Genomic DNA, 19836 nt, shown 5'->3' on the forward strand with positions numbered 1-19836 from the left:
GAATAGCGCATGACTAGACCGTGGGAAGCTGCCAAGGCGAGCTTTTGCGAGCATAAAAAATCGCAAAAATTACGATAGAAGTGCGTTATGTCTGTGGATCCAGCACAGTCACCATCGCCTGTCCCTTTACGTTCTCAACGGTGAACTTCACTGTATCACCGACCTTGACGTTCTTGAGCATGGCAGCGTCTTTCACTGGAAACGCCATTGTCATTGGCGACATTTCCACTGTCGCGCTCTTGATCGCTGCGTGCTTGAGCGTGATCATTTGCCGCTCCTTGTTCACAGCCTTTACTTCACCCGTAGTCAAGGGATAGCTGGTGCCCATGGATGATGTGCCATCCATTTTCATGCCTCCCATATCCATACCTTGATGCGATTGCTGGGCGAAACTGCTCGATGCCGCAAGGGCGGCGACGACTGCGATGACGATAGGCAAATGTTTCATATTGACTCCTTTGGTTGGGTTGATTTCAATTTGCGCTCTTGAAGCAGGCGCCATGCTGCGGGGATAACAAAAAGCGATAGCAGGGGGGCGGTTACCATGCCGCCCACCATGGGCGCGGCAATACGCTGCATGATTTCGGAGCCCGCACCGCTACCGATCATGATGGGAATAAGGCCAGCCAGAATGACGGCAACGGTCATGGCTTTTGGACGAACACGCAACACGGCTCCTTCACGAATCGCTTCTTCGATCAAGCCTTTGTCGAGCGCACGTCCGGAGGCAAGTCGTTCGTTCAGCGCATTCCGCAGATACACAAGCATGACGACGCCGAACTCTGCCGCCAGCCCCGCCAATGCAATAAAACCGACTGCGGTGGCGACGGAGACCGCGTGTCCCAGCAGCCAGATAAACCAGAAACCGCCGATCAGGGCAAAAGGAACGGTCAACATCAATAGTGCCGCTTCCGAGAACGAGCGAAACGCCAGGTAGAGCAGAATAAAGATTACGCCCAAGGTCAGCGGTATCACCGTTTCGAGCTTGTCTGCGGCGCGCTGCAGATATTCGAACTGACCTGACCAGCCAATCGCATAGCCTGGCGGAAGCTTCACTTTCTGGGATACAGCAGCTTGCATGTCCTTGACGGCAGTGCTGAGATCCACCCCGCGAACGTCGACGTAGACCCAACCGGATAGACGGGCATTCTCGCTACGTATCATCGGCGGGCCGTCAATGATCTTGATATCGCTGACGTCGGCCAGACGGATCTGCGCACCAGCATCGGTTACGATCGGCAGATATCGCAGCGTCTGTACGGAATCGCGGTAGGCTTGCGGGTAACGTACATTGATGGGAAACCGTTGTCGTCCGTCGACCACTTCGCCCACGTTTTCGCCGCCGATGGCCGACGAAATGACCGATTGAATGTCGGTGATGGAAAGCCCGTAGCGCGCCGCGCGCAGACGGTCGATATCGATATCGATGTAACGCCCGCCGCTGACGCGTTCTGCAAGGGCGGAGGTCACGCCGGGAACTGATTTCACCGCAGATTCGATTTGCTCTGTCACCGTTTGGATAACGGCCAGGTCCGGGCCGGATACCTTGACCCCGACCGGTGTCTTGATCCCGGTGGACAGCATGTCGATCCGGTTGCGGATGGGCGGCACCCATACGTTGGACAGTCCCGGCACTTTCACGACGCGATCCAGTTCCTCAATCAGCTTGGCTTGCGTCATTCCCGGCCGCCATTGGTCTTTAGGCTTGAACTGGATAGTGGTCTCGAACATTTCCAGCGGGGCAGGGTCGGTGGCGGATTCGGCCCGGCCCGCCTTGCCGAATACGGTCGCAACTTCCGGCACGGTTTTGATCAGGCGGTCGGTCTGCTGCAGCAGCTCGGCCGCCTTTGAGGCGGACAATCCCGGCAAGGCCGACGGCATGTACAGCAAATCGCCCTCATCCAGCGGCGGAAGAAACTCGCCGCCCAGGCGCGACACAGGAATGGCGGTCAACACGAGCGCCAGCACAGCGATCGACAGTGTCCAGACAGGATGCCGCAAGCTGAGATCCAGCGCCGGCCGGTATGCGTTGATTAAAATCCGGTTGATCGGATTCGACGCTTCGCTCGGGATGCGTCCCCGGATCATGTATCCCATGAGAACCGGGATGAGCGTGATGGCCAGTCCGGCTGCGGCAGCCAGCGTGTAGGTTTTCGTATAGGCGAGGGGAGCGAACAGCTTGCCCTCTTGCGCCTCAAGCGCGAATACCGGCACGAACGACAGCGTGACGATGAGAAGCGAGAAAAACAGCGCTGGCCCGACTTCACTTGCTGCCTCCGCAATCAAATCCCAGCGCGCCTTTCCCTCCAGCGGACGATCCGGATACTGGTGGCCATAGGCCTCAAGGCGCTTGTGCGCGTTTTCTATCATCACAATGGCAGCGTCGACCATGGCGCCGATGGCGATCGCGATGCCGCCTAGCGACATCAGATTGGCATTCACTCCCTGATATCGCATGACAATGAAAGCAGCCAGGACGCCAAGGGGAAGCGATACGATTGCGACGAAGGCGCTTCGCAGATGAAACAGGAAGATCGCGCATACCAATGCAACGACTATGAATTCCTCAATCAACTTGTGCGTCAGGTTGCTTACCGCGGCCTTGATCAAGGTCGACCTGTCATAGGTGGTCACCACTTCCACGCCGGCAGGAAGGGAAGACCGCAGCGATGCCATTTTGGCTTTGACTGCCTTGATGGTTTCTAGCGCATTTTTCCCCGACCGCATGACGACGACGCCACCGGCCACTTCGCCTTCACCATTCAATTCGGCAATGCCGCGCCGCATTTCAGGACCCAATCGGACGGTCGCCACATCACGTAACAGGACGGGCGTGCCGGCATTATTGGCCTTGATGACGACGTTGCGGAAGTCGTCCAGCGTATGCAGATAACCGTGAGAACGCACCATGTATTCGGTTTCTGCCATTTCCACAACCGAGCCACCAGACTCCTGGTTTCCTTTATCCAGCGCTTCCAGCACCTTGGCTTGCGAAATGCCGAATGCGCGCAGCTTGTCGGGGTCAAGCACGACCTGGTACTGCTTGACCATGCCGCCGATGCTTGCGACTTCCGAGACGTCCGGTACGGTCTTCAGCTCGAATTTCAGGAACCAGTCGTTCAAGGTGCGCAATTGGCTCAAGTCGTGCTGGCCGGTGCGGTCAACCAGCGCGTACTCGTAGATCCAGCCCACGCCCGTGCCATCAGGACCGAGCTCGGTCTTGACTCCCGGTGGAAGGCGGCTTTGCACTTGACTCAGGTATTCCAGTACGCGCGATCTCGCCCAGTACTGGTCAGTGGCATCGTCGAACAGGACGTAAACGAAGGAGTCGCCAAAGAAGGAGTAGCCACGAACAGTCTTTGCACCTGGCACGGCAAGCAGCGCAGTGGTCAGCGGATAGGTGACTTGATCCTCGACCAGCTGCGGGGCTTTACCGGGAAATTGGGCGCGGATGATGACCTGCGTATCCGACAGGTCCGGGAGCGCGTCCAGAGGCGTCTTGCCAACCGACCAGACGCCCCAGACAGCAATGGCGATCGCGCCAAGCATGACCCAGAAGCGTTGCTCGATCGAGATACGGATGATGCGCGGGATCATGGCTGCACTCCAGTCGGATGAACTTCCTCCAGCACGTAGCCGTTTTCCGTTTCGTGGAAACGGAAGTTGGCCTGCTGTCCTGGCTTGATGTCGGCGAAGTCGTTCGGCTTGGCCTTGTTGAACTCCATCGTCATGGCCCCCCAGCCGAGCGCCGGTATCGGTTCGTGCGAGAAGGTGATTCCATCCTTGCTGACGCTTTCAACGCGGCCTTTGCCTTCGTAAATGGTGGCTGCTGCAGGCGTCTTGGCTGGGGGAATACCGCCCGACAGCTTTGGCAGGACTGATTTCAGGCTCGCTTCCGAATCGATCAGGAATTGTCCGGATGCGACGACTTGCTGACCCTCCGTCAAACCGGCTGTGATCTCCGTGTCGTTGCCGAAGGCCTGGCCGACGGCGACCACCACCGGGCGAATGCCGCCTTCCTGCTCCTTGAGCAGGACCACCGTTTGCTTGCCGTCCGAGATGATGGCTTCGGTCGGCACCAGCAACCGGCTGCGCTTTTCTGTCGATGACAATCGGACGCGCATCAGCAATCCCGGGATCAAGCGACCGTCCTTGTTCGCGAGCTCGATGCGCGCCTGCACGGTTCTGGTGGCTGCGTTCACACCCGGCAAGATGTCGCGGATCTTTCCGCTATATTCTTCGGCGTCATTGTTCGATGCCGTGGCAGTGACCTGCATGCCGGGCTTGACGCTACCGCTGAGTGTTTCCGGAATCTCGGCCGTCAACCACACGTTGCTCAGCCCGTTGATCTTCGCAATCGTCATCCCGGGCGTGACCGCCGCACCTTCGCGTAGCGGCAGCTCCGTTACGACGCCGGTGACCGGGGAGGTGAGCACCACGTGTGATTGGGATCGTCCGGTTCGGTCAATTTGTGCGATCAAGGAGTCTGGAATCGACAGGACGCGCATGCGTTGTCGGGCTGCTGCAGCCAGTTCGCTATTTCCGTTACGCTTCAGTGCCAGATATTCCTCTTGCGGCGGCACCCAATCTGGAACAAAAATCGATGCGACCGCTTCGCCGCGTTTGATCCGCTGCATCGGAATGCGGGCATAAAGCTTGTCGATGTAGCCGTTTGCGCGATTTTGTATGACCTCGGCGGCACTTTCATCGAATTCCGTCGTTCCGACGACATCGAAGGCCTGTGCGATCGATTCCTGGCGAACAGTGGCGAGGCGAATGCCAAGATTCTGTTGCAGAGAAGGATCGATCCTGACACCGCCGTCTTGTGCGCCTTCGTCCGCATAAACCGGAACGAGCTGCATGTCCATGAAAGGGCTTTTGCCCGGTTTGTCAAAACGATGTCCCGGAACCATCGGGTCATGCCAGTACAGGACTTTCCGGCCTGTTTTAGGATCGACGGAGGCGTTGCCCTTTGACATGGATGCATCTGTGTTCATGTCCATCGACTGATTCGATTGACCAAGTTTGTAGCCGATCAGGAGAAGTGCTGCAGCAGAAAAGGCAGCTACCGCTGTTTTGATGAGAGTGTGTTTTTTCATTTTGTGTCTCCAGATACTGTCATGTCATGCGGGATGACGTGGTATTCCAGTGAGGCCCAGGCAATCGAGGCCGCTTGCTCGAGTTCCAGAACTTGCAGCCGCTGATCCAGAAGATTTTTTTGCGCGGCAAACACTCCGGCGAGCTTGCCAGACCCTGCGCGATAGGCAGCCTCGGCCAATTGCACTTGCTGCCTGGCGGAAGGAAGAAGATTTGCATTGAGAAATGCGATGCGATCCTTGTCGCTATTGATCGTCGTCGACAGATTTTCGATTTCCTCGCGCAGGGCACGCAAGGTCTCTTCGTATTCCATTCGGGCCTTGGTGCCGAGTGCAGCTTTTTCAGCGATGTCGCGGTTCTGCCGGCGTTCACGATTCAAAGTGAGCGGGATGCTGATGCCGACGGAGACCATGTTGGAATACTGGCTGCCGCGTTGACTGTAAGACGCTTCCACGCTCCAGTTCGGTGAACTTTCCTTTACAGCGACAGTGCTGTCTGCGTCAGCCAGTGCAATCGCACGACGCGCCGCCATCAGCATCGGATGATATTTTTCAAGTTCTTCAACAGGAAGATTGGCGACGTGGGAAGTCAGTGTCGGCGTTACGTCTGCTACGGTCGGGGAGGGAATGCCCGTCCAGCGGCTCAAGCTTCGCTGTGCGATGCGCAGTTCTTGCTCGGCGCGTCTTTTTGCATCTTGGGCGAGCAATAGTGCGGTTTGAGCTTGAACGGCTTCTTCGGCTGCCGCTGCTGCCGCCCGATGTGCCGCTTTCACGGCTTTCAGCGTGTCCGCAGCGTTTGCTTCCATTTCATGGGCCAAGTCCAGCTTGCGCTGGGCATACAAGACATTCAGCCAAGCCTTTGCTGTCTGCTCTCGGACGTTGGCGATCGTTTCAAGGTAGGTGGCGTCCCCCATTTCGATCGCACGCTGCGCACGTGCTGCACGGGCGGCACGTTTATCGGACGATACCCATTCCTGTTCAATGCCAATGCGGCGCATCGTCATGAAGTCGCTGGTCGTGCTATAGCGATCGGCGCCGGTAGCAGGCAGATTATCGATGCCAACCTTGAGCATGGGGTCTGGTAACTGATCGGCCTTGACAGCCAGTTCCCGGCTGGCTTGTACTGAGGCGCCAGCTGCCTTTACAGAACCGGCACGATCTTGGGCTAATTGAAGGGCCTGATCGAGGAGCAAGTCATTCGCCTGGCCGAAGGCGAAGGAAGAAACAGACAAGAAAAATGCGCACGCACTCATGTGCCATGCGAAATGCGAGCATCCTGAACGTGCTCGCGTTAATAGCGATATGGTCATACAACCCTCTGTGTGAAGACGAAAATAATCGACGGCTAATGCCTGCCGATAGAGCAACAGAGGGTTAGATCAAATGCGAAGGCGCTGCGTACGAAGGTAGGGGGGATCCGCCCCGAGTGGGCTCGAAATCCATGCCGAGCGAGGGACGAAAGAGGAGGAGCGAGGCGCCAGGATCGCCAAGACGAAAACGATCATCGGCAAGGCCAAGGCCGGCGCTGCGGATAGGTGCTCCAGCGCCAACTGGACAGGCGATTGCGATGTTGCGCAGTGCACCGGCTTTTCTACATCCACGCTCGCGCAAGGTGCATCCATAGCCATTTCTGGCATCGGTGCTACCGGCACTTGCGGACACAGGTAAGCCGCCATGGCAATGGTCGATGTCAAAATCGACAATGCCAGGAAGGCGGCGATACCGCGTCGAAATGATGAAATGAATTGGCGCATGGCTTTTTGAATTTCGCCGAGTGTATAACAGAATTACCCGGAATAGAGAAGCCCTGTACGCAGGAAGGCCAAAAAACGAAGCCTTTGCGACGTTGACTACGCTTCAGCCCGCGTCTTTCTGCCGAACCAGACTTACTTCGTGGATGCTCCGCCTTGCTGCCCCTGCATCATAGGACAGTGCTGCATCATCTCCGGAGACATGTTTTTCATGTGTTCCGCCATCATCGCCTGCCGTTCTTCCGGTGTCTTTGCATTCATCATTTGCGTGTGCATCTCTTTGCACATCGCCATCGAGTCAGCGTTGGACATGTCCATTGACCCCATTGAACCTTGCGATTGCTGGGGGCGTTGTGACTGGCTGGCTGCGCAGCCAGCCAGCGTTGTTGCGATCAAGGCGGCGGCCGCCAGCATTGATAGAGAGTATGGTGATTTCATGATGACCTCCTAAAGTTAAATCTTCAATGAAGCGAAGCACAAACGGTCGGCAATATTGCGCGGTCAATTCTTGGAAAACTGCTTACCCGAAAATTCCACCGTGACAAGCTTGCCATCCATTTTTCCCATCCCAGGTGAATTCATGGGCATTCCCGGCACAGCTACAGCTTTTACTCCAGGGGTGGCAATGAGTTTTGCCACCGCCGCAGCCGGCACATGGCCCTCGATGATTTGTCCAGAGGCGTCGATAACAGCCGTGTGGCACGACTGCAGGGATGCGGGAACGCCAAAGCGCTTTTTCACTGCCGACATATCTTCCGAGTCGACTGCTTTGACCTGATAGCCCGATTCGCGTAAGTGATCGACCCAAGCGGCACAGCAACCGCAGTTACGGTCTTTGTAGACGGTAATGGTTTCGCCAGCAGCGTTGGCGAGCGTCGCCGTCATCAAGAGCAAATTCGCGATGAACAATTTTTTCATTCCTACTCCGTTTTCCAAAAAAAATCCAGGTGTGGCTTTCGATGACTCCGATGTTAATAGGCTAAAACCACATCCGCACACCGGCAACCAACTCCGTATCGTGAACGTCTTCGCCGGCTTCCCTCGCATAGTCCGCAGTGTTTCCATACTTGCGATTCCATGAAACACCTATATAAGGGGCAAATTGCCTGTTGATTTCGTAACGCAGCCGCAGTCCAACGGAGATATCGGACAAGCCAGACCCGATACCTCTGTCAGCATCATTCTTGCTATACAAATTCGTTTCGATTTTCGGCTCGAGAATCAACCGCTGGGTAAACAGTAATTCATAGCGTGCTCCCAGGCGGGCGGCGAGGGAACCGCCACTTCCGACATAGGCAGTAGCTTCGGTCTCGAACCAATATGGCGCCAGGCCCTGCACGCCGATGGCCAACCAGTTCTTCGATTCGCCGTTTCCATTGTCGTGTCGTAAGCCGAGCTGACTGCTCCAGTAGGTGGCGATATTCTGATCCCACAGTACCTCGGTGCGTGCATCTTCCAGAGTCCCATTTCTTCGCTCACCTTCGGCCTTGAACCAGACTTTATTCAGATCGCCGCCATACCACGCCTCCATATCGAGATTCTGTCCGTGGGCGCTATTGCTATTGGTGTATTCCAGTTCATTTACCAGTAGCCGACCGAACGATTGGTCATCCGCCATGTCCATACCTGGCATGGGCTCCTTTGATAGTCCTTCAGCATAGGCATCAGGATCGCGGGCGTCGGGAGGCGCCTTGCCACCTTGCATGCCGCTCATATCCATTTGCGGCATGTCGTCCATCTTCATATCCGACATGTCACTGGCAGGAGAAACCGGCTTTTCTTGCATATTAGGCATGCCCTGCATCGGCATGTCGCCATGGTCCATTCCGGACATTCCGTTCATCGATTTGCCGTGAGACATTGTCTCGGTGGCCGGCATCTCCATGCCAGGCATCGTCGACATGTGATCCGACATCGTCGCTTGCGCCATGCCGCTGTGCGGCTGCAGGATGGAAATCAAAAGGGCTGCAGAGAGCGCGGCTCTACCGCTTGTTTTCAGAATGTTCATGACACCACCACCTCCCGGAACATGCCCGCTTCCATGTGATACAGCAAATGACAGTGAAAGGCCCAGCGTCCCGGCGCATCTGCCGTTACCTGATAGGCGATGCGTTGCGCGGGCTGCACATTGATCGTATGTTTGCGCACCAGGAATTGACCGTCTGGCGACTCCAGTTCGCTGAACATGCCATGCAGGTGAATGGGATGATTCATCATGGTGTCATTCACCAGAATAATCCGAAGGCGTTCGCCAAAGCGGAAATGGATAGGCATGGATTCCGAAAACTTCTGGCCGTCGAAGGACCACACGAAACGTTCCATGTGGCCTGTCAAATGCAACTCGATATCGCGTGACGGCTGACGCTTGTCCAGCGGCCCGCCGATGGTATGCAGATCGTTGTAGGTGAGAACGCGCCTTCCGTTGTTGCGCAGATTGACGCCCGGATCCTGCAGGTCGGTGCGCGGCATATTGACGTGCATATCCACGTTCGGCCCGTATTCAGTCCTCGCATGGCGTACCGCTGGCATCGGCATGTCCGACATGCCGTTCATCTGGTCATGTTGCATGCCGGGCATCATCGAATGATCCATGGCCGCGCCGTCCATCTTCCCCATGCCGCTCATGCCCCCCATGCTGGCCATGGCACCCATCATGTCCTTCATGGTCAACCATTCCGGCTGATCGACTGCCGGCACGGCAGCTTGCATGCCGAGGCGGGGCGCCAGCGTGCCCCTGGTGTAACCGGTACGGTCAATGGATTGGGCAAAGATGGTGTAGGCGTTATCCCCCTGCGGCTCAACAAGCACATCGTATGTTTCGGCAACGGATATCCGGAACTCATCAACGGGGACTGGCTCGACGTCCTGTCCGTCAGCCGATACGACTGTCATTTTCAGGCCAGGTATCCGAACGTCAAAAATCGTTGTCGCGGAACCGTTGATAAAACGCAGCCTGAGCTTTTCCCCTGACTGGAAGAGGCCGGTCCAATTTCTGGAAGCGGATTGCCCGTTGACAAGGTAGGTCAATCTGGCGCTGGTGCCCAGTGCTGCCGTAACGTCGCTGAAGTCGGTGGGCATCATACGCATCTGGTTCCACATTTTTCGCATTTTCACCGCTTCGCTGAGTCCCATGCGGGAAACGTCGCGCATGAAGCCACCCACCGTGGGTTGATTGAAGTTGAAGAAATCCCCGGTCTTTTTCAACTTGGCAAAAATGGATTCGGGCTCCGCGTCGGTCCAGTCCGACAACATCACCACATGCTCGCGATCGGCCTTGAAGCGTTCTCCATCGCGCGGTTCAATAACGATGGATCCATACAGTCCCGTTTGTTCTTGGAATCGGGAGTGGCTGTGATACCAGTAAGTGCCGGTCTGCTTGACTTCGAATTGATAGACAAAGGTTTCTCCAGGGGCAATGCCATGGAAGCTCAGGCCTGGCACGCCATCCATACCAGCCGGCAGAAGAATGCCGTGCCAGTGAATCGAACTCGGTACCGACAAACGATTGGTGACACGCAGTGTGACTGTGTCGCCTTCGCGCCAGTACAGGGTTGGTGCTGGAATTTGACCATTCACTGCGGTCGCAATGCGTGCCTGTCCGGTAATGTTCACTGGCGTTGGCGCGATATCGAGCTCGAATTCAGTTCCCCGTAATACCGATGGTTGCGGTGCCGGTGCATCGCCTCCCCACGCAAAACGTCCCGCCGGTCCGAAGCCCATCAACGCGCCGACAGCGCCTGCGCTTTTCAACAGCCGCCGCCTCCATGTGTCCACTTCTTCAAATTGATAGGAGCTCATCATTCCCTCTTCAATAAATAACTTTTTGTTGTGAATTCGGCATCAATCCCGCCGCAGGCGTAGCGCGTTCATGACGACCGAAACCGAACTGAGGCTCATTGCGGCGGCGGCAATCATTGGTGATAAAAAATGTCCGGTGAACGGATAAAGCAGGCCGGCGGCCAACGGAATGCCAAGCGCGTTGTAGATAAATGCGAATCCCAGGTTCTGGTGCATGTTTTTGATCGTCGCTTCCGATAAATCCCTGGCGCGTGCAATGGCGCGCAAGTCCCCCTTGACCAGCGTTATGTGCGCACTACCGATTGCGACATCGGTGCCAGTTCCCATCGCAATGCCGACATCGGCGCGTGCAAGTGCGGGCGCGTCATTGATGCCGTCGCCCGCCATGGCGACTTTCTTTCCTGCTTTCTGCAAATCTTCAACCAGATGTAATTTGTCCTGCGGCTTGACTTCGCCATACACGTCTTTAATCCCCAGGCGCTCGGCAACTGCCCGTGCGGTCGTAAGGCCATCGCCGGTCGCCATGACGACGTGCATACCGCTTCCCAGCAAGGCGTGCAGAGCTTCGCTGGTATTGGCCTTCAACGGATCGGAAACGGCGAGAAGTCCAACCAGACGTGCGTCGGCGGCTAGAAACATCACGCTTGCACCCTCACGCCGCAGCGCTTCTGCTTGCTGTGCCAATGATGACCAATCAACCTGTTCTGCATCCATCAATGCCGAGTTTCCCAAAGCGATCTGGTGTTCTTTCACGACCCCACGTACACCAATCCCGCTTTCTGAATCAAACATGGTCGGTTTGTCCAGGGATAGATTGCGTTTATTCGCCTCCGCCACGATGGCTTGCGCCAGGGGATGTTCGCTACCTTGATCAATGCTGGCAGCCAGCTGAATGACTTCATCTTCAGAATGGCCGGTGGCGGGGAGAGCGCGGTTGAACACGGGACGCCCCTCTGTCAAGGTGCCTGTCTTGTCGACAATGAGCGTATCGATGCTGCGTAATGCCTCAATCGCGGCGGCGTCCCGAAACAGGATGCCGTGCCCTGCAGCGCGGCCTGTTGCGGCCATGATCGACATAGGTGTGGCCAAACCAAGCGCGCAGGGACAGGCAATAATCAATACGGAGACCGCATTGATGAACCCGTATACCCAGCTCGGTTGCGGGCCGAACAATCCCCATCCCAGCAGCGTAAGGCCAGCAATACCGATGACGGCAAACACGAAATAACCTGCGACGACATCGGCCAGTCGTTGCAGGGGCGCACGCGAACGCTGTGCCTGCGCAACCATTTGTACGATTTGAGAAAGCACGGTCTGAGCACCGACTTTCTCGGACTTCATGACGAGACTACCGCTGGTATTCAAGGTAGCGCCAATGATCTTGTCGCCAAGTTTCTTGGTGACCGGGACCGGTTCGCCGGTCAACATCGACTCATCTACCGCACTTTGCCCTTCAATGACCTCGCCATCCACCGGGATCTTTTCTCCTGGCCGCACGCGCAAGATGTCCCCTGGATGAACATGCGTCAGCGGAATATCCTCTTCGGTGCCGTCTGAAAGTATGCGGCGCGCGGTTTTCGGTGCCATGCCAAGCAACAGCTTGATTGCGGCTGAAGTCTGTGAACGTGCCCTAAGCTCCAAAATTTGACCGAGCAAGGTCAGCGAAACGATAGCGCACGCCGCTTCGAAATAGACGCTGACGCGTCCTTGCATGGCAAAGCTTTGGGGAAATATTTGTGGAAACAGGGTGGCGGCAACGCTATACCAGTATGCCGCGGAAACGCCGACGCCGATCAGCGTCCACATATTGAGGCTTCGACGACGGATAGATTGCACACATCGGACCAGAAACGGCCATCCGGCCCACAAGACCACCGGCGAGCTGAGAACCAGTTCGATCCAACTTTGCTTGGGAAGGCCACCAGCGACAAATTGATGTCCAAACATCGCAATCAGCACGACTGCAGCGGTAAGGGGAAGTGTCCACCAGAAGCGATGCCTAAAATCAGCAAGTTCTGGATTCGATTCTTCTTCCAATGAAGGCATCACCGGTTCAAGCGACATGCCGCAAATCGGGCAATCGCCCGGTGTACTCTGTCTAATCTGCGGATGCATTGGGCACGTGTAGACCGTGTCCGCTTGTTCGTTTTTGTTGTCGTTTGACGGCGAGGGTGCCAGGTAAGTATTCGGATGTTCGCGGAATTTGGCCATGCAGCCGGTACTGCAGAAGTGGTAGGTCGTTCCTTGAAACTCAATTCGCTTAGTCGGATCGTCCGCCACCGTCATCTTGCAGACGGGATCGATAAAGGGCTTACCAGTCCCAGCTTCGACCGTCTGGTGGGCATGTTCCCGATGGTGAGAATGCGTTTTCGTGTCCATGTCTTCTCCCTCGTCCAGGCGCGTCAGGTTCGCGCCAAGGTGAAATATCCGGCCCCCGGAATGGGATCGGCCGGATCAACGGCCTTGGTTGCCTCGGTCACGCGGCTGGCACATCCGCCGCAGCTCATCTTCTCTACCTGTATTTTGTACATGGCAACCTCCTGATACGCGAGCTTTCGTTGCGTCTTCCATCATGGATTCAGCAAGCGGCGTTACTGTCCTGTTCTTATGCCGGCTGCGCGGCCATGCTGCGGCATTCTTCGGCACAGCGCCGACAAGCTTGAGCACACTGCTGACAGTGGTCCATCTTGTGCTTCGCACATTCTTTTCCGCAGGCGTCGCAGATATCGGCGCAGGCGCGGCAAATCAGTTCTGCGAATTCACTGCCACGCGCCATATAGGCCGCCGCCATGCGGCAGATCTGTGCGCAGTCGATATCGAGAGCGATACAACGCGTCATCGCTTTCACATCTTGTTCGCCCAAACATGCGGCGGAACAGTAATCGCAGGCATTTGCGCAGTCGTTACAGGCGTTGATACAAGATTGGAATTGCTGTTGATTCATGGCATTTCTCCTTCAGGTTGGGGGTGGGTGAGCACCTTTATCTGTAAGATTCCATTCCTTGTTCTATTCCGTCATTCTTTCGTGTGCTCATCAAAGTTTTCTACCTCAGATCCCTGATTTCTCGACGGTGTAGATACCAATTTACGAGCGAAGAATTGGAAAAATGTTCATCATTTTTTAAATAACATTTCAAGTTTTCTGGTACAACACCAATCGTACGGACGTACGCCTCCCCGAACATTTCGCTCGTCAAGATCGTGTTAAATTCGCCGCTGCAAGCAGCGGCGCATCAGTTACTGTTTAACGATCTTCGTTACAGTCAACTGGCCGTTGGGCTCTTCGGCAATAAAGTTCACCTTGTCGCCCGGCTTCACGGCATCCAGCATCGCAGGATCGGACACCTTGAAGTTCATCGTCATGCCATCCATGCCGAGATTCACGAGCGGCCCGTGCTTGATGGTGAGCTTGCCCGTACTCTTGTCGACTTTCTTTATCTCTCCGCTCGACATCGCTGCAGACGCATCCGTTGTAGCAGGGGCGTTTTGGGCGTGAAGAGCCGGAGCGGCAGCCATTACCAACATGGCGGAAAAGATGGCGGTAGAGATTGATTTCATAGACTTCCTTTCAAAAAATAAAAAGTGGGGTGATCATGCCGGCGGCGCACTGCCAGTCAGCACTGCAGCGGCAACTATTGCCAAAAATAGAGCAACCGATTCCACACGCAGGACGGTGATTACACGGCGCAAACCAGATGTGTTGTCGTTGAACTCGTAGGCGGATGCGCCAGGCAGGCCGAAAAACTTGTTGTAGGCACCGAGCAGAATCGCAATCGCTACCATGGCGAGCTTGAAGAGCAGTACGTTGCCGTAAAAGCTGAACAGGTCTGCCGGCGCATGCAGAACACGGTAAGCGTTGTATGCACCAGTGGCCACGATCGCAATCAGCGCCACGGTCGCCCAGTCCGACAGGCTATTAAGAAAAGATGCGCGATCCGGTATCGCGGTGTGCTCTGATTTGCTTACTATTGGCAGCGCTACCCAACCGGCGATAAAGACAATGCCGGCCCACATGGCCATCGCAAGGACGTGGACAAGCTCGACTGCTGTCGCCAGACTGAACGCGCCATATTCGTATGCGTGACCGATACTTACGCGGGCAGCGCCGAGTAGAACGACGAAGACGGCGATTGTCGCTGCGTAGAATTTTGGTGTCTCCCGATTTGCCAAAACCAGATGTCCTGCCAGCGCCAATACGACGGCGGTAATTGCGGTCAGCCCCGCATGTCCGTAATGCGTTGATTTCAGCATTTCCTTAAATGCCGCTCCTCCCTCAAAAAATGGAACGTCAGCCATAACTACGGCTTCAGACCAGAGAGAAAAGAGGAGGGCGCACGCGCAAGTGATTAGTGCATACGGCATAAGGAGGTACAAGGCTCGGCTGGCCGGAATGCGCCAATCGGCGCTCACTTTCGTCAGCCAGGCGCGAGCGGCCAGCGCGCCGACGACCCATGCCAGGCTGACGTTAATGAAGGAGGTCGCAATGACCTGTGGGAGCGAAGCTTCCATGTGCTATTTCACCGTGAAGGAATATTCGCCCTTGCGACGATGGCCGTCATGGCCTACGGCGTTGTACTGTACGGTGTACTTGCCCGGCGACAGCGCCGGCACAGCCAGTTTCATGACGGTGGCGTCCTTTGCATCCAGGGCGGCCTTTTCAGTGGAAACCACTGCGCCCGTGCTATCCACGACTTTGGCCGAAATAAATGCTGGTTCAAGGTCTTCGTTGAAGTGCATCACGACTTCTTTTGGCGCAACGGTGACCTCGGCATCCTTTGCCGGCGTCGCGCTTTGCAAGGTTGCGTGCGCCCATGCCGTTGCCTGTCCTGCAGTCGCGGCAATAAAAAGGGCGGACAGAACGAATTTCTTTGCGGATTTCATTTAAAGCTCCTTGGTTAAATTTAATGCTGATGACTTTGAGGTTTGCGGACAGTGACTTCCGTTGCCGGCACACCGCTGTCCATCTTCGGCGCCTGGCTAACTGGCGGCTTGTCACCAGTCCATTCATAGGCGAGCTTGCCTTTCGGATGCTTGTACCAAGCGACATCCCGATAGTCGTTACGCGGCAGGCCATCTCGTACCTTCAGGACCGTGAACATGCCGCCCATTTCGATTCCGCCGAATGGCCCTTGCCCGTCCATCATCGGCAAGGTATTGTCGGGAATCGGCATCTGCATGGTTGCCATGCTTCCCATGCCGTTTTGTCCCATTGCCATGTAATCCGGCACCAGCTTGTTGATCTTCCTGGTGATATCGTCCTGCTTGACGCCAATCATGGTCGGTACCGAGTGGCCCATTGGTCCCATCGTGTGGTGCGACTTATGGCAGTGAAAAGCCCAATCTCCCGCCTTGTCGGCCACGAACTCGACCGCGCGCATTTGGCCCACGGCAATATCCACTGTCACTTCCGGCCAGCGTGCCGATTTCGGTACCCAGCCACCATCGGTGCCCGTTACTTCCATCGAAAAGCCGTGCAGGTGTATCGGATGGTTCGTCATCGTGAGATTGCCGATACGCACCCGAACCCGATCTCCGGTCGTCGCGACCATCGGCGCCACGCCAGGGAAGGAACGCGAATTGATGGTCCATAAATTGAAGTCCAGCATCGTGTTGACTTTGGGCGTATAGCTGCCGGGATCGATGTCATAGGCGTTGAGGAGCATGACGTAGTCGCGATCGACGCGATGCTCTGCCGGGTTGCGTGGGTGAGTGACCCAGAATCCCATCATCCCCATCGCCATCTGTACCATTTCGTCGGCATGCGGGTGATACATGAACGTGCCAGCATGCTCGGCGACAAATTCGTACACGTATGTTTTGCCCGGCTCGATTGCACGTTGTGTGAGGCCTGTTACGCCATCCATGCCGCTTGGCAAGCGCTGGCCATGCCAGTGCACGCTTGTCGCTTCTGGCAGGCGATTGGTCACGAACAGCCTGACGCGATCGCCTTCAACCACTTCAATCGTGGGGCCTGGGCTTTGGCCGTTGTAGCCCCACAGGTTCGCTTTCATGCCCGGCGCAATTTCGCGCACGACAGGTTCAGCCACCAGATGAAACTCCTTGACACCGACATTCATTCGCCAAGGTAAAGACCAGCCGTTGAGCGTGATGACCGGATTGAACGGGCGGCCGCTGGCGGGCAACGAGGGCTGCTGCGTCGCGGGCCCTGACATGTTGACGATTTCGGGCAAGGTCGCGGCATTGACGCGGCTGACAAGACCAGCGGTAACCGCCACACCGGCACCTTTGAAAAAATTTCTACGAGAAACCATTTATTGCGTCCTTTTAATCGTGTGCAGCTGCGCTTGGTGCGCCGCCACTGGCAACCTGCATCGAGCTGCCGTTATCCGCGCCTCCAACATTCATCGCAGCTTGAAGGTCAGTTTCTGCGATCCAGAAATCCCGTTGTGCTTCGATTGCCGCATTGACGTTGCTTATCTGCTCGCGGGCGTCTGTCAGCAATTCAAAAACACTCACCAGCATGCCGTTGTAGCGGAGCATGACTTCGTCTGAAATCTTCTGGCGAAGTGGGATTACCTCATCCCGATAGTGCTTCGCGATGTCGTAGGAAGTTCTGTATCCGGAATAAGCTTCACGTACCTCGGAGCGGGCACGTATAGCGATGTCCGCAGTACGGTTTACCGACTGCATGTAGATCGCTTCAGCTTTCGCCGTGCGGGCGCCGCCGAAATCGAAGATCGGCAATTCGAGCGAAATTTCATAGCCGTTCTCGCGTGGCATGCCGGCCTCGCTCTTGTTTATGTAACCGACATCCAGCACATTCATGAACCGCGTTGCCTTGGTCAGGCCAAGGGCTCGAGCGGTTGCCACGGCATCGCCTTTTGCAATTTGGACGTCGAGCCGTTGTTCCAATGCTTTTTGCTCAATATTCCCTGCCTCCACGACAGAACTGGGAAGATCAGGCAGCCTGTCTGGCAGCTCGTAGGTCAAACCGCTACCCCAGACCCCAAGTAGTCGATTCAATTTTTCACGCGCAGCAACTGCGTTGTGACGGGCACGGGCTACCTGAGCGGTTGCGTCGGCATAAAATGCTTGCTCACGCGCCTGATCCAATTTGCTCCAGTTGCCCACGCGTGCCATTCGTTGTGCGAGTTCTGCACCGGCCTCGGCTGCCTGTTGGACCTGCTGCATGTATTGCGCGGTTTGCGCGGCAGAAACGGCGTTGAAATAGGCACGCCGTGTTTCGCCAGCGAGCATGATCGCTTCCTTGGCGGTTTGTAGCTTCGTCTGTTCAAAGCGACGCTGTTCGATTCCGCTTCTTACCGGGATTGTGAGCAGACCAATCAAATCGAACATGACACTGCGGTCGATCTCGGCGTCACTGCCATTACCGAGTCTTCCGAACGAGAATCCCGGATTACGCATGCGCCCGGCCTGCACATAATCCGCCTCCGCGATCCCGAGTTCGGCAAACGATGCTTGCAATCCCTTGTTGTTCAGCAGTGCGATCTGAACGGCGGTGTCGGGTGTAAGAGGGGTGGCAAGCAGCTCACGCACTTTTGCGCGCGCAGCATCTTCTGCATCCGGCGAAGCGATTTTCTGGACGCTTTGGCCAGAACGTTCCTTTGTCAGGGCCGATACCGAGTCAAAGCCGCCGTCCTGCGAAAAGGAAGCACAACCGCCCAGGATGAGCATTGAAAGCATCAATGGAATGCCGACATAACGGCGAAGTTTCTTGTTCTGCCGCATCCTAGTGACCTCCCATTTCATGTCCCTCATGCGCCTGCATATTCATCTGCATGGGGGCGGGACTGGAGGTCTGCATGTCATGCATGCCGTGCATGGAATGCCCGCCGCCAGTAACTTCCTGATTGGCGCTGATCCAGCGGGCATCAGGCGTCGCTTCTTCATCGACGGCGGCGCGATAGGATGCAAAACTCGATTGATATTGCAGTGTCGGTACTGCTGTGTTTGCACTGACCGGATCGGGCGCGGTGTGCGATGGGTTGGCCATCGCGACTGCCGGCAGAAGCGCGACAGCAGCGGCGATAAGCCGATATGAAAAGACCATAATTTCCCTCAGAATCGATGAGGCGATCGCGCAAATGCGCGATCACAATAGATCTACGGCAAACGACAAGTGTCGCTACGCGCAGATTCGCGTTCGATTAAGCGGAAAGGTGTCGAGGAGGGCGTTCAGGACCGGCGGGAATGAATCCTGCAATCCATGGCGAGGCAAGAACATGTGCCGTCTCAGAAAGAGTCGGCGGGGAAGGTTGTTTCAAGCTGACAGGCGGAGCGACTGCACCGACACAGCAGGCTGCACAGGAACTACAAAAGGCGCTCTTATGCTGATGCTGGCTCTTCGAACCGTGATCGGAAGGATTTCCGGCATCGTTCATCACCATTGTGTGATGTGCATGCTCTTCGTCCGGCATCGCCTCATGAGACGACATGATATTTGAACTTATTGTTTCGTGATGTTCCGGGCCGCAAGCGGCCTTTACCGCAGCGGCTATTCCCTGGAGGGGCAGCGCGGCGATCAACAGCCAAAGCAGAACGGTTTTTACGAAACGAGTCATGTCGACAGCGCAATTTTCTCTTATTTTCGCAAGCCTAGGCCTTCCCATGTGGGAAGGTCAAGCATTTTTCACTGTTGAGCGGCTTGAAGCAAATAGATGAGTTAATTAAGAGGGGCTGTGGCAAACCCTATTCTGAAAAAGGTTCAAAAATGGCGAATAAAAAGTATGGTGAGCGTACGTTCAAGTAGTTGCGACCACTAGCAATTCTGGAGGATTGCATTCGGCGCTTCCAGACCTTATTATTCGGAACATGCGTCGTCTTGTGATTATCTTCATGCTTTTCATATTGCCGCTTCAGGCGAGCTGGGGAGCCGTTGTCCTCTATAGCTCTTCCGAGCTGGCGGAGGCGACAGGCGGCTATTTCGCTCATAATCATGATGACGGGAGTAGAGAAGTCGTTGCGGACAACTCTCACACCAATAAAACGCCTGTTGGTTTTGATGACAATTGCTCGGTATGCCATCTGGCGCATCATTCCAATGTCATTCTGCCACCGCTTGGCTTGGCTGCACCAATATTCAACGTCATAGCTTTTAAATCGCTGATTTCGACAGCAACCTTCTTCGCGTCACTTCCTTCTCCTCGCCCTGAGCGTCCCAAGTGGTCAGCTGCCGTCTAGTCCGGCGTTGACCTCAGTCTTCATATTTT

General features: G+C 55.8%; 18 protein-coding genes. 1 reads left to right on the forward strand and 17 read right to left on the reverse strand.

Annotated elements, in window-relative coordinates:
• Positions 1-85 precede the first annotated feature (85 nt).
• The 17 genes from ACO1VH_RS09305 to ACO1VH_RS09385 form a co-directional block, all read right to left on the reverse strand.
• The gene (locus ACO1VH_RS09305) at positions 86-448 is read right to left on the reverse strand and encodes a copper-binding protein (protein ID WP_188422797.1); all 363 of its coding nucleotides are present in this window, start codon (positions 446-448) and stop codon (positions 86-88) included.
• Entirely contained in the window at positions 445-3597 is a 3153-nt protein-coding gene (locus tag ACO1VH_RS09310; RefSeq protein ID WP_188422796.1) for an efflux RND transporter permease subunit, read from the reverse strand. Before ACO1VH_RS09310 ends, ACO1VH_RS09305 begins: the two co-directional genes overlap by 4 nt.
• Positions 3594-5099 (reverse strand): efflux RND transporter periplasmic adaptor subunit, encoded by a 1506-nt coding sequence (locus ACO1VH_RS09315; RefSeq protein ID WP_188422795.1) that lies wholly within the window; start codon positions 5097-5099, stop codon positions 3594-3596. Before ACO1VH_RS09315 ends, ACO1VH_RS09310 begins: the two co-directional genes overlap by 4 nt.
• On the reverse strand, positions 5096-6406 hold the full coding sequence (locus tag ACO1VH_RS09320; RefSeq protein ID WP_486244219.1) for a TolC family protein: 1311 nt from the start codon (positions 6404-6406) through the stop codon (positions 5096-5098). The genes ACO1VH_RS09315 and ACO1VH_RS09320 overlap by 4 nt, the downstream gene beginning before the upstream one ends.
• Positions 6407-6982: 576 nt before the next feature.
• Positions 6983-7285 (reverse strand): hypothetical protein, encoded by a 303-nt coding sequence (locus ACO1VH_RS09325; protein WP_188422806.1) that lies wholly within the window; start codon positions 7283-7285, stop codon positions 6983-6985.
• Positions 7286-7348: 63 nt separating this feature from the next.
• A complete protein-coding gene (locus tag ACO1VH_RS09330) occupies positions 7349-7765 on the reverse strand; it encodes a DUF411 domain-containing protein (protein WP_188422792.1) in 417 nt (138 codons plus the stop codon).
• 61 nt (positions 7766-7826) lie between these two features.
• On the reverse strand, positions 7827-8855 hold the full coding sequence (locus ACO1VH_RS09335; protein WP_229724168.1) for a copper resistance protein B: 1029 nt from the start codon (positions 8853-8855) through the stop codon (positions 7827-7829).
• Complete coding sequence (locus ACO1VH_RS09340; protein ID WP_308632403.1) at positions 8852-10648, reverse strand: copper resistance system multicopper oxidase; 1797 nt, start codon at positions 10646-10648, stop codon at positions 8852-8854. Before ACO1VH_RS09340 ends, ACO1VH_RS09335 begins: the two co-directional genes overlap by 4 nt.
• Before the next feature lie 39 nt (positions 10649-10687).
• Entirely contained in the window at positions 10688-13024 is a 2337-nt protein-coding gene (locus ACO1VH_RS09345) for a heavy metal translocating P-type ATPase (RefSeq protein WP_188422791.1), read from the reverse strand.
• A gap of 23 nt (positions 13025-13047) precedes the next feature.
• On the reverse strand, positions 13048-13176 hold the full coding sequence (locus ACO1VH_RS09350) for a heavy-metal-associated domain-containing protein (protein ID WP_188422790.1): 129 nt from the start codon (positions 13174-13176) through the stop codon (positions 13048-13050).
• Between the two features lie 74 nt (positions 13177-13250).
• On the reverse strand, positions 13251-13589 hold the full coding sequence (locus ACO1VH_RS09355) for a four-helix bundle copper-binding protein (protein ID WP_188422789.1): 339 nt from the start codon (positions 13587-13589) through the stop codon (positions 13251-13253).
• A 293-nt stretch (positions 13590-13882) separates the two neighbouring features.
• Positions 13883-14161, reverse strand: coding sequence for a copper-binding protein (locus tag ACO1VH_RS09360; RefSeq protein ID WP_229724169.1), 279 nt, complete (start codon positions 14159-14161; stop codon positions 13883-13885).
• Positions 14162-14236: 75 nt separating this feature from the next.
• Positions 14237-15154 carry a copper resistance D family protein gene (locus ACO1VH_RS09365; RefSeq protein ID WP_188422787.1) on the reverse strand — a complete coding sequence of 306 codons (918 nt, stop codon included), beginning with the start codon at positions 15152-15154 and terminating at the stop codon, positions 14237-14239.
• Between the two features lie 3 nt (positions 15155-15157).
• Complete coding sequence (gene copC / locus ACO1VH_RS09370) at positions 15158-15526, reverse strand: copper homeostasis periplasmic binding protein CopC (protein WP_188422786.1); 369 nt, start codon at positions 15524-15526, stop codon at positions 15158-15160.
• A 20-nt stretch (positions 15527-15546) separates the two neighbouring features.
• Positions 15547-16917 carry a multicopper oxidase family protein gene (locus ACO1VH_RS09375; RefSeq protein ID WP_188422785.1) on the reverse strand — a complete coding sequence of 457 codons (1371 nt, stop codon included), beginning with the start codon at positions 16915-16917 and terminating at the stop codon, positions 15547-15549.
• Positions 16918-16930: 13 nt separating this feature from the next.
• On the reverse strand, positions 16931-18376 hold the full coding sequence (locus ACO1VH_RS09380; RefSeq protein WP_229724167.1) for a TolC family protein: 1446 nt from the start codon (positions 18374-18376) through the stop codon (positions 16931-16933).
• On the reverse strand, positions 18357-18620 hold the full coding sequence (locus ACO1VH_RS09385; protein WP_188422783.1) for a hypothetical protein: 264 nt from the start codon (positions 18618-18620) through the stop codon (positions 18357-18359). The genes ACO1VH_RS09380 and ACO1VH_RS09385 overlap by 20 nt, the downstream gene beginning before the upstream one ends.
• Before the next feature lie 818 nt (positions 18621-19438).
• Between ACO1VH_RS09385 and ACO1VH_RS09390 the strand changes: the two genes are divergently transcribed.
• On the forward strand, positions 19439-19807 hold the full coding sequence (locus ACO1VH_RS09390) for a hypothetical protein (RefSeq protein ID WP_188422782.1): 369 nt from the start codon (positions 19439-19441) through the stop codon (positions 19805-19807).
• The last annotated feature ends 29 nt before the right edge of the window (positions 19808-19836 follow it).

Source organism: Oxalicibacterium sp. (genome assembly GCF_057353965.1).

What these genes read in the sequence shown, in the direction of transcription:
- ACO1VH_RS09390 (WP_188422782.1), top strand. Translation starts at nt 19,439, where the DNA reads ATGCGTCGTCTTGTGATTATCTTCATGCTTTTCATATTGCCGCTTCAG.
- ACO1VH_RS09375 (WP_188422785.1), bottom strand. Translation starts at nt 16,917, where the DNA reads ATGGTTTCTCGTAGAAATTTTTTCAAAGGTGCCGGTGTGGCGGTTACC.
- copC (WP_188422786.1), bottom strand. Translation starts at nt 15,526, where the DNA reads ATGAAATCCGCAAAGAAATTCGTTCTGTCCGCCCTTTTTATTGCCGCG.
- ACO1VH_RS09355 (WP_188422789.1), bottom strand. Translation starts at nt 13,589, where the DNA reads ATGAATCAACAGCAATTCCAATCTTGTATCAACGCCTGTAACGACTGC.
- ACO1VH_RS09330 (WP_188422792.1), bottom strand. Translation starts at nt 7,765, where the DNA reads ATGAAAAAATTGTTCATCGCGAATTTGCTCTTGATGACGGCGACGCTC.
- ACO1VH_RS09310 (WP_188422796.1), bottom strand. Translation starts at nt 3,597, where the DNA reads ATGATCCCGCGCATCATCCGTATCTCGATCGAGCAACGCTTCTGGGTC.
- ACO1VH_RS09320 (WP_486244219.1), bottom strand. Translation starts at nt 6,406, where the DNA reads ATGACCATATCGCTATTAACGCGAGCACGTTCAGGATGCTCGCATTTC.
- ACO1VH_RS09345 (WP_188422791.1), bottom strand. Translation starts at nt 13,024, where the DNA reads ATGGACACGAAAACGCATTCTCACCATCGGGAACATGCCCACCAGACG.
- ACO1VH_RS09350 (WP_188422790.1), bottom strand. Translation starts at nt 13,176, where the DNA reads ATGTACAAAATACAGGTAGAGAAGATGAGCTGCGGCGGATGTGCCAGC.
- ACO1VH_RS09305 (WP_188422797.1), bottom strand. Translation starts at nt 448, where the DNA reads ATGAAACATTTGCCTATCGTCATCGCAGTCGTCGCCGCCCTTGCGGCA.
- ACO1VH_RS09315 (WP_188422795.1), bottom strand. Translation starts at nt 5,099, where the DNA reads ATGAAAAAACACACTCTCATCAAAACAGCGGTAGCTGCCTTTTCTGCT.
- ACO1VH_RS09340 (WP_308632403.1), bottom strand. Translation starts at nt 10,648, where the DNA reads ATGATGAGCTCCTATCAATTTGAAGAAGTGGACACATGGAGGCGGCGG.
- ACO1VH_RS09365 (WP_188422787.1), bottom strand. Translation starts at nt 15,154, where the DNA reads ATGGAAGCTTCGCTCCCACAGGTCATTGCGACCTCCTTCATTAACGTC.
- ACO1VH_RS09380 (WP_229724167.1), bottom strand. Translation starts at nt 18,376, where the DNA reads ATGAAATGGGAGGTCACTAGGATGCGGCAGAACAAGAAACTTCGCCGT.
- ACO1VH_RS09325 (WP_188422806.1), bottom strand. Translation starts at nt 7,285, where the DNA reads ATGAAATCACCATACTCTCTATCAATGCTGGCGGCCGCCGCCTTGATC.
- ACO1VH_RS09360 (WP_229724169.1), bottom strand. Translation starts at nt 14,161, where the DNA reads ATGGCTGCCGCTCCGGCTCTTCACGCCCAAAACGCCCCTGCTACAACG.
- ACO1VH_RS09385 (WP_188422783.1), bottom strand. Translation starts at nt 18,620, where the DNA reads ATGGCCAACCCATCGCACACCGCGCCCGATCCGGTCAGTGCAAACACA.
- ACO1VH_RS09335 (WP_229724168.1), bottom strand. Translation starts at nt 8,855, where the DNA reads ATGAACATTCTGAAAACAAGCGGTAGAGCCGCGCTCTCTGCAGCCCTT.